We start from the raw sequence: 16,328 nt of genomic DNA, 5'->3' as shown, positions 1-16,328 counted from the left end.
AATGGGGTCTTGTGAGTTACTGGCCTGACTTGATACGGGTCCAGACGCGAGTGCGGACACGTTCAATGTTGGGTGGTAGCTCAGCCAAGGTAAACAGTTTGTCTAGCGTCTCGTCACTAGGATAAACGCCAGGATCGTTCAGTACGCTGTCATCTATCATGGGCTTGGATGCCTTGTTGCCATTGGCATAAGCCACATAGTTGGAAATCTCAGCGATCACCTCTGGGCGGAGAATATAATTCAAAAAGGTGTAAGCGTTATCGACATTTTTTGCGTCGCGCGGCATGACCATCATGTCAAACCACATGGCGGCGCCTTCTTTCGGAATGACGTACTTGACCTCTTCGCCATTGCCGGCTTCCTCGGCCCGCGCGGCAGCCTGCAGAATGTCGCCCGACCAGCCTACAGCGACACAGATATCGCCGTTTGCCAGATCAGTAATGAATTTGGACGAGTGGAAGTAGGTAATGTACGGACGAACCGACATCATCAGTTCCTGCGCCTTTTCATAGTCCGCGGCATTGGTGCTGTTAGGATCCAGGCCTTGATAGAACAGGGCAGACGGGATGACCTCCGCGGGGGCATCAAGGAAGGCTACGCCACAGGACGCCAGTTTCTCCATGTTCTCTGGTTTGAATACCAGATCCCAGGAGTTAATCGGCGCGTCTTCGCCCAGCACTTCCTTAACCTTGGCTTCGTTGTAGCCAATGCCGGTAGTGCCCCATAGATAAGGAAAGGCGTATTGGTTGCCGGGGTCGTTGGTCTGGAGTGCCCGCAGAAGCGTTGGATCCAGGTTTTCCCAGTTTGGCAGCCTGCTGCGATCCATCGGAATAAAGGCCCCCGCCTTGATTTGCTTGCCGAGGAACTGGTTGGACGGTACGACGATGTCGAATCCCGAGCTACCGGACAGCAGCTTGGCTTCCAGTACTTCGTTGCTGTCGAATACGTCATACACAACGCGGATCCCGGTTTCCTCCTGGAAGTTGGCCAGCGTATCTTCCGCGATGTAGTCCGACCAGTTGTATACGTTCACCACGCCTTCTGCCTGAGCCGCTACGCTGAAGGATACAGCGGTAGCGGTTGCGAGCAGTGTCTTGCCCAGATGCTTGATCATCTTTCAGCTCTCCATCCATTGTTTGGAAATGCAGTGTCGGGATGCTTTGGCGCCCCTTGGGTAAAACGTTCCTTGGCAAGCATAGTCAGTTGCAGGGCTGGGCGCTTAAACGCCCAGCTTTTCCGCCGTCTGGTCCAGCACAGTCCAGATCTTGCCAACCATCTCGTCGATTTCGGCTTTGCTGATTACCAGTGGCGGCGACATGATCATGGTATCGCCAACCGCACGCATCACCAGGCCGTTACTGACACAGAAATCGCGGCATAGAGATCCGGTTGATCCCTTGTCCGGGAAACGTTCCCGAGTCGCCTTGTCTTTTACCAGTTCGATTGCGCCGAGCAATCCAACACCGCGTACTTCGCCAACCAGACGGTGCTCCGCCAGCTCGGCAATCTTTTCTTGCAAGTACGGTGCCGCTTCTTGCTTGACGTAGTCGATCAGCTTCTCATCGTGCATGATCCGCAAATTTTCCAGGCCGACTGCCGCCGCTACCGGATGTCCGGAGTAGGTATAGCCGTGGAAGAACTCGCCGCCGTGCTCGATCATCGTGTCCGCTACGCGGTCACTGACGATCACGCCGCCCATGGGCAGATAGCCAGATGTCATACCCTTGGCAATCGGCATAAAGTCAGGCTTGAGATCATAGTATTGGCTACCGAACCATTCGCCGGTGCGACCAAAGCCGCAGATAACTTCGTCAGCAATCAGCAGAATGTCGTACTTGGCCAGGATGCGTTTGATTTCTGGCCAGTAGGTGTCTGGTGGAATGATGACGCCGCCAGCGCCCTGAATAGGTTCTGCAATGAAGGCGCCGACCTGGTCGATACCCAGTTCCTGAATCTTGGCTTCCAGCTGTTGTGCCGCCCAGATACCGAATTCGTCGGGGCTCATGTCGCCGCCTTCGCCGTACCAGTAAGGCTGCGGGATATGCACGATACCCGGGATCGGCAGGTCCCCCTGCTCATGCATGACCGACATGCCGCCCAGGCTGGCGCCGGCGACTGTCGAGCCGTGGTAGCCGTTGATACGGCTGATGATGGTCTTCTTGCTGCTTTTACCTTTCAGATCCCAATAACGGCGCACCATGCGCAGCACGGTATCGTTGGATTCTGAGCCTGAACCGGTAAAAAATACGTGGTTCATGTGCTCTGGGGCGATGTCGGCGATAGCCTTGGCCAGCTTGACTGCAGGCGGATTGGCGCACTGGAAGAAGCTATTGTAGTAGGGCAGCTGCAGCATCTGCTTGTAGGCGGCTTCAGCTAGCTCTTTGCGGCCATAGCCGATGCTCACGCACCACAGGCCAGCCATGCCGTCGAGTATCTTATTGCCCTCGCTATCCCACAGGTATACCCCTTCGGCACGCTCGATGATGCGCGTGCCGCGCTCGCCAAGCTCCTTGTGGTCGGTGAAGGGATGCAGGTAATGCGCTGTGTCCATGGCCTGTAGCTCGGCCGTACTTAGTTTGTGCTCACTGTTCATTCGGTACTCCTTATCTCCGTGCTGCCAAGCGGGCTAGCGCTTGGCAGGCTCTGTAATGACGCGGGTTAAACGCTCAGTAGCAGGAACTCACGTTCCCAAGAGCTGATGACCCGTTTGTAGTTTTCGTGTTCGGCGCGTTTGACGGCGACGTAACCGCGGCAGAACTTGCTGCCCAGAACGGCTTCCACATCCTTGCATTGCTCCATCCGCTCCAGCGCTGCCTCGAGGGTAAATGGCAGGCGCAGGTTGCGGCGCTCATAGGCGCGGCCTTTAACCGGGGCTGATGGCGACATTTTGCCAACCATGCCGAGGTAGCCGCACAAGAGGCTGGCGGCAATGGCGATATAGGGGTTGGCGTCCGCACCGGGTAGACGGTTCTCTACACGGCGGTTTTGCGGGTTGGAATCCGGCACGCGTAACCCGGCGGTACGGTTCTCTTCACCCCATTCGACGTTAACCGGCGCCGAGGTATCGGGCAGGAAGCGACGGAACGAATTCACGTTGGGGGCGAACAGCGGCAGTATCTCGGGGATATAGCGCTGCAGGCCGCCGATATGATGCAGGAATAGCTCGCTCATGCTGCCGTCTTCGTTGGAGAAGACATTCTTGCCGGTCTTGCGGTCAATGATGCTCTGGTGCAAGTGCATGGCACTGCCGGGCTCATTGGTAATGGGCTTGGCCATAAAGGTGGCTGTGATGTCGTGCTTGAGTGCGGCTTCGCGCATGGTGCGCTTGAAGACCAGTACCTGGTCGGCCAAATGCAGCGGGTCACCATGACGGAAGTTGATTTCCATCTGGGCGGTGCCTTCCTCGTGGATCAGCGTATCCAGGTCCAGGCCTTGGGCCTCGCACCAGTCATACATATCCTCGAACAGCGGATCGAACTCGTTGGCTGCATCAATGGAGAATGACTGACGTCCGGTCTCCTGACGGCCAGAGCGACCCACCGGTGCCTGCAAGGGCAAATCAGGATCTTCGTTACGCTTGGTCAGATAGAACTCCATCTCTGGCGCTACTATTGGCTGCCAACCCTTTTCTTCATATAACTTGAGTACGGTCTTGAGCACGTTGCGTGGCGACATCTCGATAGGGTTGCCCATCTTGTCGAAGCATTCGTGAATGATCTGTGCCGTAGGCTCAAGCGCCCATGGTACCAGGTAGATGGCGTTTTCATCCGGCTTACAGATTATGTCGATGTCGGCCGGATCCAGCAGGTCGTAATAGATGTCGTCTTCGACGTAATCACCGGTTACTGATTGCAGCAGAATGCTTTCGGGTAGGCGCATGCCTTTTTCCGAAATGAACTTCATCGTCGGGGCAATTTTCCCACGGGCGATGCCGGTCAGGTCGCTGACCATACACTCTACTTCAGTAATTTTGTGTTCTTTCAACCACGCTTCAATCTTGTTCATAATTGCCTCAGGAGTGCCGCGACGCACGGGCTCTGCAGGCGTCACCAAACGCCTGGAAAATGGATAGGTAAAAGGAGTTGTTCTTTACCTGCCATTCGGGATGCCACTGTACGCCGAGGGCGAAATTGGGTGCCTGGCGGACCGAGAATGCCTCGATCAGCCCATCGCTTGCTCTGGCTTCAGGCTGCAGCTCGGGCGCGAGTTTGTCTACACCCTGCGTATGCAGAGAGTTGACCTGCGCTGAGCTACAGCCTGCTATATCGTAGAGCAATCCTCCCGGTTCGACCTGAACCTCGTGGGATAAGCCATACTGAATGTCGACCGGCTGGTCTTTGGGCTCGCGGTGTTCGATATAGCCACCGACCTCATGCAGCCGTTGGTGCAGGCTGCCACCGAAGGCGACGTTCATTTCCTGAAAGCCGCGGCAAATCCCGAGTACCGGTACGCCGCGTGCTATTGCCGCCTTGATCAACGGCAGTGTGGTCGCGTCGCGCTTGGGGTCGTGTTTGGTGCCCTCTGCGCTGGCAGCGCCGTTATAGTGGTGCGGCTCGACGTTGGAGGGCGAGCCGGTGAACATGATGCCATCGAGCAATTCCAGCAGTTGCTCGGTATCCAGGGCGCTCCCTAAAGCCGGAATCAGCAGCGGCAGGCCATTGGCGCCATCGACGACGCCGAGGATGTATTTTTCACCAACAATGTTAAAAGGATGCAGGCCGATTTGCTCGGTGCAACAGGTAATGCCAATTAGTGGTTTGCGTTCGACGGACATAGCTGGAAGGGGTCCAAGGTCTGTGGTGAATAACTTACGCGAAATCATTGTTGTTCGATTTTTCATACAATAGCAATAAAAAATATTTAACACAAAACGCCAAAATCGAAGAACGAATCGCGCTGAGATGGAGCTCATAAATGGCTCTTGCGGCCTTATTTGGTGCAGTGTGCACCTATTATGTGCAGCTTTTGCTCTATTGACTCCATGCAGCCTTTCAGATTAACTCTGTCCTTGCGACTTTCGTGATTGATATATTTTACAAATATAGGTGACAACCCATGCAACCCCAAGCCGGAGCGGATGCTGTGACAGCGAACGAGCCCGTCAGCATCCAGGAAGCTGAGGCCTTTTTAGCCGAGCATCCGGAAATACACTTTATAGACCTGCTTATTGCAGACATGAATGGCATTGTGCGCGGTAAGCGAATTGATCGCTCTGCGCTGTTGAAGGCCTTTGAGAAAGGCATCGCTCTGCCAGCGTCGGTTTTTGCCTTGAATATTCAGGGCACGACAGTAGAAGAAACAGGACTGGGTCTGGAAATCGGTGACGCCGACCGGATCTGTTTGCCTATTCCGGGTACTCTTAATATAGAGCCCTGGCAGAAGCGGCCAACGGGTCAGTTGTTAATGACCATGTATGAGTTTGACCGCAAGACTCCCTTCTTCGCTGATCCCCGCTATGTATTGCAACGCATCGTCGAACGCTTTAAAGACCTCAAGTTGACCCCCGTATCTGCCTTCGAGCTGGAGTTCTACCTGATTGACCAGGAGAACCTCACCGGCCGGCCGCAGCCACCGCGCTCACCGATGTCTGGCAAGCGTCCCAACTCGGTTCAGGTCTATTCGATGGATGACCTTGACGAGTATGCAGAATTTCTTGAGGACGTCATCGAAGCTGCCCACGAGCAGGGCATCCCCGCTGACGCCATCGTGGCCGAATCGGCACCGGGGCAGTTTGAGGTGAATCTGCATCACGTGGATGATCCGGTCATCGCGTGCGATTACAACGTGCTGCTTAAACGGGTTATCAAGAACGTAGCTTACGACCATGAAATGGACACGACTTTCATGGCCAAGCCTTATTACGATCAGGCCGGTAACGGTATGCATGTGCATATCAGTCTGCTTGATGAGTTGGGGCATAATATCTTTTCGCCTAACCCCGATGGCACGCTCAGCGACAACCTGCGCTGGGCAGTAGGCGGCCTGTTGCAGACCTTGCCTGAGTACATGGCTTTCCTCTGTCCCAACGTCAACTCTTACCGTCGCTTTAGCCCGAGCTTCTTCGTGCCATGCGCGCCGACCTGGGGTATCGATAACCGCACCGTTGCTGTTCGGGTGCCGGGTGGCGAGCCTGAGGCCATGCGCATCGAGCATCGTCTGGCCGGGGCTGACGCCAACCCTTACTTGCTGATGGCAGCATTGCTTTCGGCAATTCATTACGGCATCAGTAATAAGGTTGAACCGCCGGAAATGACTGAGGGTAATGCTTATGATCAGCATGAAGCCTCATTGCCGACCAACCTGCGCGATGCCTTGCGCGCGCTGGAAACGTCGGAAGTGATGAAAGAGTACATCGGTGAGGAATACCTCGATGTGTTCGTGCTCTGCAAAGAGAGTGAGATGGAAGAGTTCGAGAAGACCATCTCCGATCTGGAATACATGTGGTATCTGCACACGGTTTAAGCAGTCGCTTAAAGCGGGTGACATTAGTAAAGACAATCCCGCCGCTTGGCGGGATTTTCTTATGGGCTGGGGAATGGCATGTCGATGAATGATTCCTGGTATCGCGCCAGTGTTGGCGATGTGACGCAGCGTGATGCCTTGCAGGGCGATATCACTACCGATGTTTGTATTGTAGGCGCAGGGTTTACTGGGCTCTCTGCCGCACTGGAGTTGGCCGAAGCCGGTGTGCGGGTCACGGTGTTGGAGGCTGAACAGGTTGGTTGGGGTTGTTCAGGCCGTAATGGGGGGCAGATTAACCCTGGGCTGGGCTGTGATCACGGCCGTGTCGTCGCCGAGCTTGGCGCGGACGATGCGCGTAAAGTCTGGCAGCTCACCCTCGACGGCGTTGAACTGCTGCGTAGTCGAGTGAAACGCCACAATATCGACTGCGACCTCAAGGCCGGCATTTTGCTGGTCGCAAACAAGGCGAGGCAAGTTCCCGAATTGCAGAGCTGGCAGCATGAACTGGAAGCCTTAGGTTACGACCAGTTGGCGTTTTATGACCGCGATGCATTGCAGTCTCTGCTCAAGGCAGATTATCAGGCCGGTGTAATGGACTGGGGTGGTGGTGACTTGCACCCGCTGAAATATGCTCTTGGGCTGGCAAGCGCCGCCGAGGCTGCCGGCGCACAGATACTCGAACGTTCGGCGGTGCTCGGCTACGAAGAAGATGGCCGTACTGTAACCATTCGCACTGCTGCTGGTCAGGTGCATGCGCAGCATCTGCTTCTGGCTGGCAATGCCTATCTTGGCAAATTACTGCCCTGGTATCGCAAAGGCTTTATGCCGATTGGTAGTTACGTGGGTGCAACCAGGCCCCTGGGCGAGCTGGCCACGCAGTTGATACCGTCCCGTGCTGCCGTCTGCGATATGAATACGCTGATTGATTACTACCGCCTTAGTGCTGATAACCGGCTGCTATTTGGTGGTCGCGCCAGTGCGCGTGATGCTCAGCCGAACGCGTTGCGCGCAACCATGCGTGAGCGCATGGCGCTGGTTTTTCCGGCGCTGGCTGAAGAGGATTTTGAGTACCTGTGGGGTGGTCAGGTCGCGATGACGATGAGCAAGGCACCGGTTTTTGGTCGTCTGGGTCGGCGTACGCTTTTTGCGCAAGGGTACTCGGGGCAGGGCGTGGCGCTGGCGGGGATGGCTGGAAAGTTGATGGCGCAAACGGTGCAGGGCGACGCTGCTGGTTTTGATTTGATGGCGCGTGCGAAGCATTGGCCGGTGCCGCCGGGTGCCCCGTTACAGACTGCCATCAGAGCCTTGGCGCTGCTGTGGTATCGTCTGCAGGATAGCCGCTGAACGAGATTTTAATGAGCCGATCTGTCCCCAAACGCCGCGCCAGTAGTCAGGAGCGTATTGAGCGAATACTCCATGCCGCGCGGGAGTTGCTTGATCGGCAGGGCCTTGCTGACCTGTCGATCTATGCTATTGCCGAGCAGGCCGAGATTCCGCCTTCCTCTGTGTACCACTTCTTTCCGCAAACCGGTGATGTGCTCGTCGCTCTGGCGCAGCAGGTATTTGTCGAGCTGGATGCGCTTCTGCTGCAGCCGCTAGCGCCTGCGCCCGCGAACTGGATGGTCTTGGTCGCGGAGTTGGAACGGCGTTTTCAGGGCTACTACCAAAGCAACGCAGCGGCGCGCGAATTGTTATTGGGGGCACATGAACTCAGTGCCGTGCGCCAGGCTGATCGGCTGCATGATCGTCAGTTGGGTCGGCGCTTCCAGGACTGTCTTGAAGCGTTCTTCTCGCTGCCGGTGCTCCCTGCCGAGGTTGATATATTCACCTTGGCGATGCAGGCAGCAGACAAGCTGCTGGCGGTTGATTACCAGCAGCACGGCGAGTTGACACCGGCGATTTGTCAGGAAGCGACGCGCATGATGACGGCTTATCTGGGCCTGTACCTACCAGCCCTGTTGCCGCCAGCAAGCGAGGAGATGTCATGAGTTTGTTCAAACGTTTTGCCGAATGGCGTGAAGATCGCCAGTTGGCGGAGATGAATATCAGCCCTGAGTTGTGGCAGCAGGCCTTGGGCGACTGGGCAGTTTATCAAGGTCTAAGCGACGCGCGGCGTGCCAAGCTACAAGATCTGGCTCTGCGGCTACTACTGCGCAAGGATCTGCACGCGGCGGGGGACGCCGAGGCCAGTGATGAGCTCTGTTTGCGTATCGCCGGTATGGCGGTGGTGCCGGTACTGGAGCTTGGGCTGGACTGGTATGACCGTTGGCACACGCTGATTCTCTATGACGGCCCTTTTCGGGCCGAGCACAGCTGGCGGGATGAAGCGGGCGTGGTGCATGAGGGCGAACGTGCGCTGAGCGGTCAGGCCTGGCTGCGCGGCCCGGTGGTGCTGTCGCTGGCTGATGTTCAGTTGTCCGGTCAGCGTGATGGCTATAACGTGGTTATTCATGAGCTGGCGCATACTCTGGACATGCGGCATGACGGCGCCAATGGAGCTCCGCCTTTACACCACGGCATGAGTCCGGCGGCCTGGAAGCGCGATATGACTGCCGCCTGGGATGATCTGGGTCACCGCGCTGCGGCTGGTCAGCCACTGCCGATCGACGCCTACGCGCTGGAGGCGCCTGCGGAGTTTTTTGCGGTACTGTCCGAGACCTTTTTTGAGCGCCCGGCGCTGCTGCGCCATACTTGGCCAGAGGTTTACCAGCATCTGGCCGATTTTTATCGACAAGATCCGCTCGATAATGGCCGCCAAGCTTGATGGTTCTTGTGCATTCGTCTGTCGGGCTATTCGTTTCGCCTTGATGTAGCTGTTGTAGCAGATAAAAATCGATATATAAGTGTTGTTTTATTCATATTTGTTTTTTGGTTGATTGATTTGCCGATATTTATCGAATATAAAGAGTGAGATTTATTTACTCAATCAGGAGTGAGACATGCCCCGTACCGTCACTGTTGCTGCAACCCAGATGAGCTGTTCCTGGGATCGTGAGGCCAATATTGCTCAAGCTGAAAAGCTGGTGCGTGATGCTGCTGCGCAAGGCGCGCAGATCATCCTGATTCAAGAGCTGTTTGAAACCCCCTATTTTTGTCAAAAGCCCAACGCGGACTATTTACAGCTGGCGACAGCCGTCGACAACAATCCCGCCATCGCTCACTTCCAGGCCTTGGCGAAGGAACTGAGCGTGGTGTTACCAATCAGCTTCTTTGAGTTGGCGGGGCGTGCGCGCTATAACAGCATCGCCATTATTGATGCCGACGGCAGTAACCTGGGTGTCTACCGCAAGAGCCATATTCCGGATGGCCCGGGCTACCATGAAAAGTACTATTTCAATCCTGGCGACACCGGCTTCAAGGTCTGGCAGACCCGTTACGCGAAAATTGGCGTGGGTATTTGTTGGGATCAATGGTTCCCGGAATGCGCCCGCAGCATGGCGCTGATGGGAGCTGAGGTGCTGTTCTATCCGACCGCGATCGGCAGCGAGCCGCACGACCCCGGCATCAGTTCGCGTGATCACTGGCAGCGTGTGCAACAGGGGCATGCAGGCGCAAACCTGATGCCGCTGGTGGCCAGCAATCGCATTGGCAAGGAGGTGCAGGGCGACTACGACATCACCTTCTACGGTTCCTCGTTCATCGCTAACCAATTTGGTGAGAAGGTGCAGGAACTGAATGAAACCGACACCGGTGTGCTGGTGCAGGAGTTCGATCTGGATGCACTGGAACACATTCGCAGCGCTTGGGGCGTATTCCGTGATCGCCGGCCCAACCTGTATGGCCCGATTAAAACGTTAGACGGTTCACTGGAGTCCTGAACGCCCATGTATACCCTGCATAGCACACCTCGTCAGGATGGTTACTCCATGCCCGCTGAATGGGCACCGCATAGCCAGACCTGGATGATCTGGCCCGAGCGACCGGATAACTGGCGTGAGCAGGCTGCGCCGGCGCAGACGGCTTTTGCCGAGGTGGCCAAGGCGATTGCCGGCTTCGAACCCGTGACTGTTTGCGCCAGTGCGCAGCAGTATGCCGCTGCCGCGGCAGTGCTCGATCATCCAGGCATTCGGGTCATAGAGTTGAGCAGCAATGATGCCTGGGTGCGCGATACTGGCCCGAGTTTCGTGGTCAATGGTCAGGGTGGCCTGCGCGGCGTTGACTGGACCTTCAACGCCTGGGGCGGTGACAACGGTGGGCTTTATGCAGATTGGGCGCTGGATGATCAGGTGGCAGACAAGATTCTGGCGCTTGAGCGTTGCCCCCGTTATCGCACCGAGGGTTTTGTGCTCGAGGGTGGCTCTTTTCACGTTGACGGCGAGGGGACGCTGTTAACCACGGAGGAGTGTCTGCTCAATGCCAACCGCAATCCGCACTTGCAGCGTGAAGAGATTGAACTCTTGTTGGCGGATCACTTGGGTGTCAGTAAGGTTATTTGGCTCCCGTCCGGCCTCTACAATGATGAGACCGATGGCCACGTCGACAACTTCTGCTGCTTCGTTAGGCCTGGTGAGGTATTGCTAGCCTGGACCGATGACGAGTCCAACCCCAATTACGATCGTTGCCAGGCTGCTGCCAGGGTGCTTGAAGCTGAGCGTGATGCTCAGGGGCGGGAGTTGCTGGTTCATCGTATACCTATCCCGGGTCCCCTCTTTGCGACGCAGCAAGAGTGTGCCGGTGTGGCTGTTGTACCCGGCAGTCAGCCGCGTGACCCCGCAATTCAGCTGGCCGGCTCCTACGTCAACTTCCTTATCGTCAATGATGGCGTCGTTGCTCCTGCTTTTGATGATCCGCAGGATGAGGTGGCGCTGGAAATATTGCAGAGACTGTTTCCTGAACGGCGAGTCGTGACTGTGCCCGGGCGTGAGATATTGCTTGGTGGTGGCAATATCCACTGTATTACCCAGCAACAGCCAATATCAGGCTAAAAAACGGGAGTGGCGCACATACCCAGAACCGGTAGTGGAGCGGCCACTGCCAGATGGGGCATAATCTTCCTTTCTTCACTAGCGCGGCAAGGGTGTCTTTTTGGCACTTGCTCAGGATGTTTCAACTTCCAGAAGGATTTTGCATGCGGTCTTCTCTTAGCTTTCCGTTCTCTCGTACCACTCTCGCACTCGGCTTGGCCGTTGCCCTTTCGGGTTGTGCTGGCATGAATACAGCGACTAATGTCTCCAGCACTGAACCTTCTCGCCTGCAGGGCGAAATAACCAGTTCAAGCCCAATCAACGTTAATGATGGCTCGCGTTATCAGTCCTTTTACCTAAATCTTAAGGCGGGCGAGTTAGTTCGTGTGCGTCAGACTGGCGCGTTGGAAAATGCCGTCCTGACGCTGGTCGATGACAGAGGTCAGCTTGTAGGAGGTCCAAGCCAAGGGTCTCTGCACCTGGCTCCGGAAACAACTGGCAAGTATCGACTGGGTGTTAGTGGTGGCTCGGATAATGGTTATGGTCCATTTACGCTAGAGCTGGATACGATTACCGCACAAAATGGCGGCGATCTGCAGGTTGATGAATCTGTATTCGGTCTGTTGTCTCGTAATCAAAACGCCAACGACTACCAGCTCACTGTTGGCGAGGCGGGGCTGTATGAGATCAACCTGGGATCAAGTGAGCTTGATACTGTCCTCAAGCTCAGCGGTGGTGGCCTGGAGTTGGAAAATGACGATACTGCCCAGTCAACCGACTCACAGCTGGTAACACAATTGCAGCCAGGTATTACTTACACAGTTACCGCCACCGCTCTAGATCAGCCACCGGAAGGTACTTACGATTTGCAGGTTGGTCGCAAGGCATTACCTGAGGGGGTGGAGCTAACCAACGGTGGTGAAATTAGTGTAGGTCAGACCATTAACGGTTTGGCCGATAGCGGTGAGAAGCATTACCGGATAAACATCACCGAACGCGCTCTGCTCCGTGTCAATATGAGTTCCAGTGATGTGGATAGCTACCTGAAGCTGCAAGGCCCGGGTGTTAATGCTGAGGATGACGATAGCGGCGATAATTATGATGCCCAAATTACCGCGTTGGTTCAGCCCGGTAATTATCGTATCTCCGCGTCTACCGTGAACGGCGCCGCAGGCTTGTTTGCGCTGACCAGCTCTGTGCGGGCGGTCAGCAGTCGAAGTGACCGCGTTCGCCCTGGAGAAGCGGTAGCCGGACGTTTGCGCGGTGACCAAGGTAGCCAGGTCACGCTGGTCATCAGCGAGCCGGGTTTTTACCAAGTTGATCTGGTCTCATCCGACTTTGATGCCGTGCTGCACATGGAAGGTCAAGGTATGGATCTTGAGGATGACGATGGTGCCGGTGGTACCAACTCGCGTATCGGTCGTTATCTGGACGCTGGCAGCTACCGTTTGACGGCCAAGTCTTATGAAAACGGCAAAACAGGTGACTATGTGTTGTCGGTCGAGCAGACAGACGAGGGCTAGTTGTTAGCCATTAAAAAGCCCGCCGAACGTATGTCCGGCGGGCTTTTTTGTGCGCAGTAACAAGTGGCGCCGCTTGGCGCGGCGCACTCTAGTCAGCGGTTTAGCTGCTCGCGGCCACGCGTTACCGCAGCGAGCACCTGAGCCGGTGCTGTTCCGCCGATATGGTCGCGCGCGTTTACCGACCCCTCCAGCGTCAATACCTCAAATACGTCCTGTTCAATCTGGTCGCTGAACTGGCGTAGCTCTGCCAAGCTCATTTCTGCCAAGTCTTTCTTGTGGTCTACACCGTACTTGACCGCGTGACCTACGATCTCGTGGCAGTCCCGGAATGGCAGGCCTTTACGCACTAGATAGTCGGCAAGGTCGGTCGCGGTTGAGAAGCCGCGCAGTGCTGCTTCACGCATAACCTCTACGCGTGGCTGGATGGCCGGGATCATGTCGGCGAAGGCGCGCAAGCTGTCACGCAGGGTATCGACCGCATCAAACAGCGGCTCTTTGTCTTCCTGGTTGTCCTTGTTGTAGGCCAGTGGCTGGCTTTTCATCAGGGTCAGCAGGCCCATCAGGTGACCGTAAACACGCCCGGACTTGCCGCGCACCAACTCAGGGACGTCCGGATTTTTCTTCTGCGGCATGATCGAGGAGCCGGTGCAGAAGCGGTCGGGCAGTTCTATAAAATTGAATTGTGCGCTGGTCCAGAGCACCAGCTCTTCAGAGAAGCGTGACAAGTGCATCATTGCCAGAGCAGCAGCAGCGCAGAATTCGATGGCAAAGTCGCGGTCGGATACCCCGTCCAGCGAGTTGCCGGAAACGGCGTCAAAACCGAGTAGCTCGCAGGTGATATTGCGGTCAATCGGATAGGTGGTACCGGCGAGTGCCGCGCTACCCAGAGGCATGCGGTTGACGCGCTTGCGGCAGTCCAGAAGACGCTCACGGTCACGGCTGAGCATCTCGAACCAGGCCAGCAGATGATGGCCGAAGGTCACTGGCTGTGCGGTTTGCAGGTGAGTAAAGCCGGGCATAATGATCGCATTGTGGCGCTCAGCCTGGTCGAGCAGGCCGGTTTGCAGTCGCGCGAGCTCAACCAGGATGATGTCGATTTCTTCGCGCAGCCAAAGGCGAATGTCGGTTGCTACCTGGTCGTTGCGTGAGCGTCCGGTATGCAGCTTCTTGCCGGTGATGCCGATACGGTCGGTCAGCTTGGCTTCGATGTTCATGTGCACATCTTCCAGCTCGACACGCCAGTCGAACTGGCCGTTTTCAATGTCAGTCTGGATCGCGCGCAGGCCTTCGATAATGGTGTCGCGCTCGGCATCGCTGAGTACGCCGACTTGAGCCAGCATGGTGGCGTGGGCGATGGAACCCTGGATGTCGTGCTTGTAAAGGCGCTTGTCGAAATCCACCGAGGCGGTAAAGCGGGCGACGAAGGCATCAACCGGTTCGCTGAACCGGCCACCCCAGGATTGATTTGTTGTCTGGTCTTGGCTCATATGTCGGTTTTTCCGCGGCAAGTAAAAGCCCATAGCATATCATTTCACGCTTGCGCGATGGCGTCCGGCTGGCAGACACTTGGGTAATGAAGAACGGATTCTGGTCCTTGCTCAAGCAACCTTATGCCGGGGAAGATTTTTTCCTCCCCGACCTGTGCTCGTCTGTTGCCGTTTTTACCCTGGTGGTGTTGGCGCAACTGGTGGTGCTGGTCTGGGTTTTGGCGCAGCCGGCAGTAGATGGCTTCAACTGGCTGGGGCTGGCAATGGCCTCTTTGTTCGTACAATGGGTGGTATTGCTCTCGGCGGCGTTGCTTTGTCGCCTGCGCAGCTGGATGCAGCGCCGACCGCTGGGGTTGGCGATTGCGGCTTGCTTTGCCGTGGTCGTGGGATTGACGCTCGGCTTTACGGTAATAGGTGACTGGATTGTCTATCGTGGTATGTCAGGCCCCTTTCACTGGCAAACCGAGCAATTGCTCCGCCACGGCGTGATCGCGCTGATCATGACCAGTCTACTGCTGCGTTATTTTTATTTGCAGCAGCAGTGGCAGCGCCAAAGTCAGGCCGAGTTGCGTTCTCGCCTGCAGGCGCTGCAATCGCGAATCCGTCCGCACTTTCTGTTCAACAGCCTCAACAGCATAGTCAGCCTTATTGCCAGCGACCCGGACAAGGCGGAGCAGTCGGTGCTGGATCTTTCCGATCTTTTTCGTGCCAATCTGGGTAGTGCCGACAGTCTGGCGACCTGGGCTGAGGAGCGACGCTTATGCGAAGGCTATTTACGTATAGAACAGTACCGTCTGGGCGACCGTATGCGCGTTATCTGGCACGTGGCGTCCTTGCCGGATGCCACACCCATGCCATTGTTGACGTTGCAGCCCCTGCTGGAGAACGCCATTCTGCATGGGCTGCAACCGCGACTTGATGGCGGCGAAATTGTTATCACTGCCGAGTACGCCGATCAGCAGGTTGAACTTATGGTGCGTAACACCTGTCCTGAAGAAACGGGCAATCATCAGGGGGCGCGGATGGCGATGGAGAATATCCGTGCACGCTTGCAGACGCTGTTCGGTGAAGAGGCTAAGGTCGAGCTTTGGCGTGAGGGCTCATGCTTCTTCAGCAGGCTGGTCTATCCTTGTAGGCAAACGCCTTCACTACAGCAGAGAAGTCATTGAGGCATGAAAGTACTGATCGCTGACGATGAACCCTTGGCGCGCGAGCGCCTGGCCCGGCTGGTTAGCGCGCTGCCTGGCTATCAGGTCCTGCCAGATATGGCCAGTAATGGTCACGAGACTCTGCGCTTGGTAGCAGAGTTGCGGCCGGATATCCTGCTGCTGGACATTCGCATGCCTGGCCTGGATGGCTTGCAAGCGGCCGCAAAGCTCTGTGAAAGCAGTGACGCGCCCGCCGTGGTCTTTTGTACCGCGCATGGTGAGTACGCACTGGATGCATTCGCGGTCAGCGCGGTGGGCTATCTGCTGAAACCGGTGCGTAGCGAAGATCTGGCCAGCGCGCTGGCCAAGGCGCAGCGGCCTAATCGCATGCAACTGGCGAGCCTGGGCAAAGCCAGTGACCAAGGTGAAACAGGACAGGCGCGCAGTCACATCAGCGCACGTACACGTAAGGGTATTGAACTCATCCCGATTGAGGATGTGCTCTATTTTATTGCCGACCACAAGTACGTCACCTTGCGCCATCTCGGCGGCGAGGTCCTGCTTGACGAGCCGCTAAAGTCGCTGGAAGAAGAGTTTGGCGACGAGTTTGTCCGTATTCATCGCAACGCACTGGTGGCGCGCCGGCGCATCGAATGCCTTCAGCGCACGGCCATGGGCCATTCCGAATTACGCCTGAGGGATCTTGAGGGCGAGACTCTGACGGTCAGTCGCCGCCACGTGCCGGGGGTGCGCCGTTTGATGGATCATCTGCAAAAGTGATGCGTCAGCGACCCGCATGGATGC

Annotated in this window: 14 protein-coding genes; 9 read left to right on the top strand and 5 right to left on the bottom strand. The window is 56.4% G+C overall.

What is annotated here, in order from left to right:
• Positions 1-16: 16 nt before the first annotated feature.
• The 4 genes from H4J77_RS08625 to H4J77_RS08610 all read right to left on the bottom strand — a co-directional run bounded on the left by H4J77_RS08625 (position 17) and on the right by H4J77_RS08610 (position 4,774).
• Positions 17-1,111 carry an extracellular solute-binding protein gene (locus H4J77_RS08625; protein ID WP_372237882.1) on the bottom strand — a complete coding sequence of 365 codons (1,095 nt, stop codon included), beginning with the start codon at positions 1,109-1,111 and terminating at the stop codon, positions 17-19.
• 108 nt (positions 1,112-1,219) lie between these two features.
• Complete coding sequence (locus H4J77_RS08620; RefSeq protein WP_123889385.1) at positions 1,220-2,593, bottom strand: aspartate aminotransferase family protein; 1,374 nt, start codon at positions 2,591-2,593, stop codon at positions 1,220-1,222.
• Between the two features lie 65 nt (positions 2,594-2,658).
• Positions 2,659-4,005: a glutamine synthetase family protein gene (locus H4J77_RS08615; RefSeq protein ID WP_123889384.1), complete on the bottom strand. Its 1,347-nt coding sequence runs from the start codon at positions 4,003-4,005 to the stop codon at positions 2,659-2,661.
• 7 nt (positions 4,006-4,012) lie between these two features.
• Complete coding sequence (locus H4J77_RS08610) at positions 4,013-4,774, bottom strand: gamma-glutamyl-gamma-aminobutyrate hydrolase family protein (RefSeq protein ID WP_123889383.1); 762 nt, start codon at positions 4,772-4,774, stop codon at positions 4,013-4,015.
• 281 nt (positions 4,775-5,055) lie between these two features.
• On the opposite strand from H4J77_RS08610, the gene H4J77_RS08605 reads away from it, so the two are divergent.
• The 7 genes from H4J77_RS08605 to H4J77_RS08575 all read left to right on the top strand — a co-directional run bounded on the left by H4J77_RS08605 (position 5,056) and on the right by H4J77_RS08575 (position 12,889).
• Entirely contained in the window at positions 5,056-6,462 is a 1,407-nt protein-coding gene (locus H4J77_RS08605) for a glutamine synthetase family protein (protein WP_123889382.1), read from the top strand.
• A 78-nt stretch (positions 6,463-6,540) separates the two neighbouring features.
• Entirely contained in the window at positions 6,541-7,806 is a 1,266-nt protein-coding gene (locus tag H4J77_RS08600; RefSeq protein ID WP_182247883.1) for an FAD-binding oxidoreductase, read from the top strand.
• A gap of 11 nt (positions 7,807-7,817) precedes the next feature.
• Positions 7,818-8,450 carry a TetR/AcrR family transcriptional regulator gene (locus H4J77_RS08595; RefSeq protein ID WP_123889380.1) on the top strand — a complete coding sequence of 211 codons (633 nt, stop codon included), beginning with the start codon at positions 7,818-7,820 and terminating at the stop codon, positions 8,448-8,450.
• Complete coding sequence (locus H4J77_RS08590) at positions 8,447-9,226, top strand: zinc-dependent peptidase (RefSeq protein ID WP_123889379.1); 780 nt, start codon at positions 8,447-8,449, stop codon at positions 9,224-9,226. The genes H4J77_RS08595 and H4J77_RS08590 overlap by 4 nt, the downstream gene beginning before the upstream one ends.
• Positions 9,227-9,401: 175 nt before the next feature.
• Positions 9,402-10,280: an N-carbamoylputrescine amidase gene (gene aguB, locus H4J77_RS08585; RefSeq protein WP_123889378.1), complete on the top strand. Its 879-nt coding sequence runs from the start codon at positions 9,402-9,404 to the stop codon at positions 10,278-10,280.
• 6 nt (positions 10,281-10,286) lie between these two features.
• Complete coding sequence (aguA, locus tag H4J77_RS08580) at positions 10,287-11,387, top strand: agmatine deiminase (RefSeq protein ID WP_182247881.1); 1,101 nt, start codon at positions 10,287-10,289, stop codon at positions 11,385-11,387.
• Positions 11,388-11,530: 143 nt separating this feature from the next.
• Positions 11,531-12,889 (top strand): hypothetical protein, encoded by a 1,359-nt coding sequence (locus tag H4J77_RS08575; protein WP_182247879.1) that lies wholly within the window; start codon positions 11,531-11,533, stop codon positions 12,887-12,889.
• A 92-nt stretch (positions 12,890-12,981) separates the two neighbouring features.
• On the opposite strand, the gene argH is transcribed toward H4J77_RS08575, so the two are convergent.
• A complete protein-coding gene (gene argH / locus H4J77_RS08570) occupies positions 12,982-14,376 on the bottom strand; it encodes an argininosuccinate lyase (RefSeq protein WP_182247877.1) in 1,395 nt (464 codons plus the stop codon).
• A gap of 107 nt (positions 14,377-14,483) precedes the next feature.
• On the opposite strand from argH, the gene H4J77_RS08565 reads away from it, so the two are divergent.
• The gene (locus tag H4J77_RS08565) at positions 14,484-15,545 is read left to right on the top strand and encodes a sensor histidine kinase (RefSeq protein WP_259364782.1); all 1,062 of its coding nucleotides are present in this window, start codon (positions 14,484-14,486) and stop codon (positions 15,543-15,545) included.
• A gap of 3 nt (positions 15,546-15,548) precedes the next feature.
• Positions 15,549-16,304, top strand: coding sequence for a LytTR family DNA-binding domain-containing protein (locus H4J77_RS08560; RefSeq protein ID WP_123889373.1), 756 nt, complete (start codon positions 15,549-15,551; stop codon positions 16,302-16,304).
• Positions 16,305-16,328: the final 24 nt, after the last annotated feature.

Source organism: Pseudomonas sp. 5Ae-yellow (assembly GCF_014077575.1).
GTDB lineage: Bacteria > Pseudomonadota > Gammaproteobacteria > Pseudomonadales > Pseudomonadaceae > Halopseudomonas > Halopseudomonas neustonica.
The sequence above is the reverse complement of the archived record's forward strand: the minus strand, read 5'-3'. Positions and strand labels throughout refer to the sequence as shown.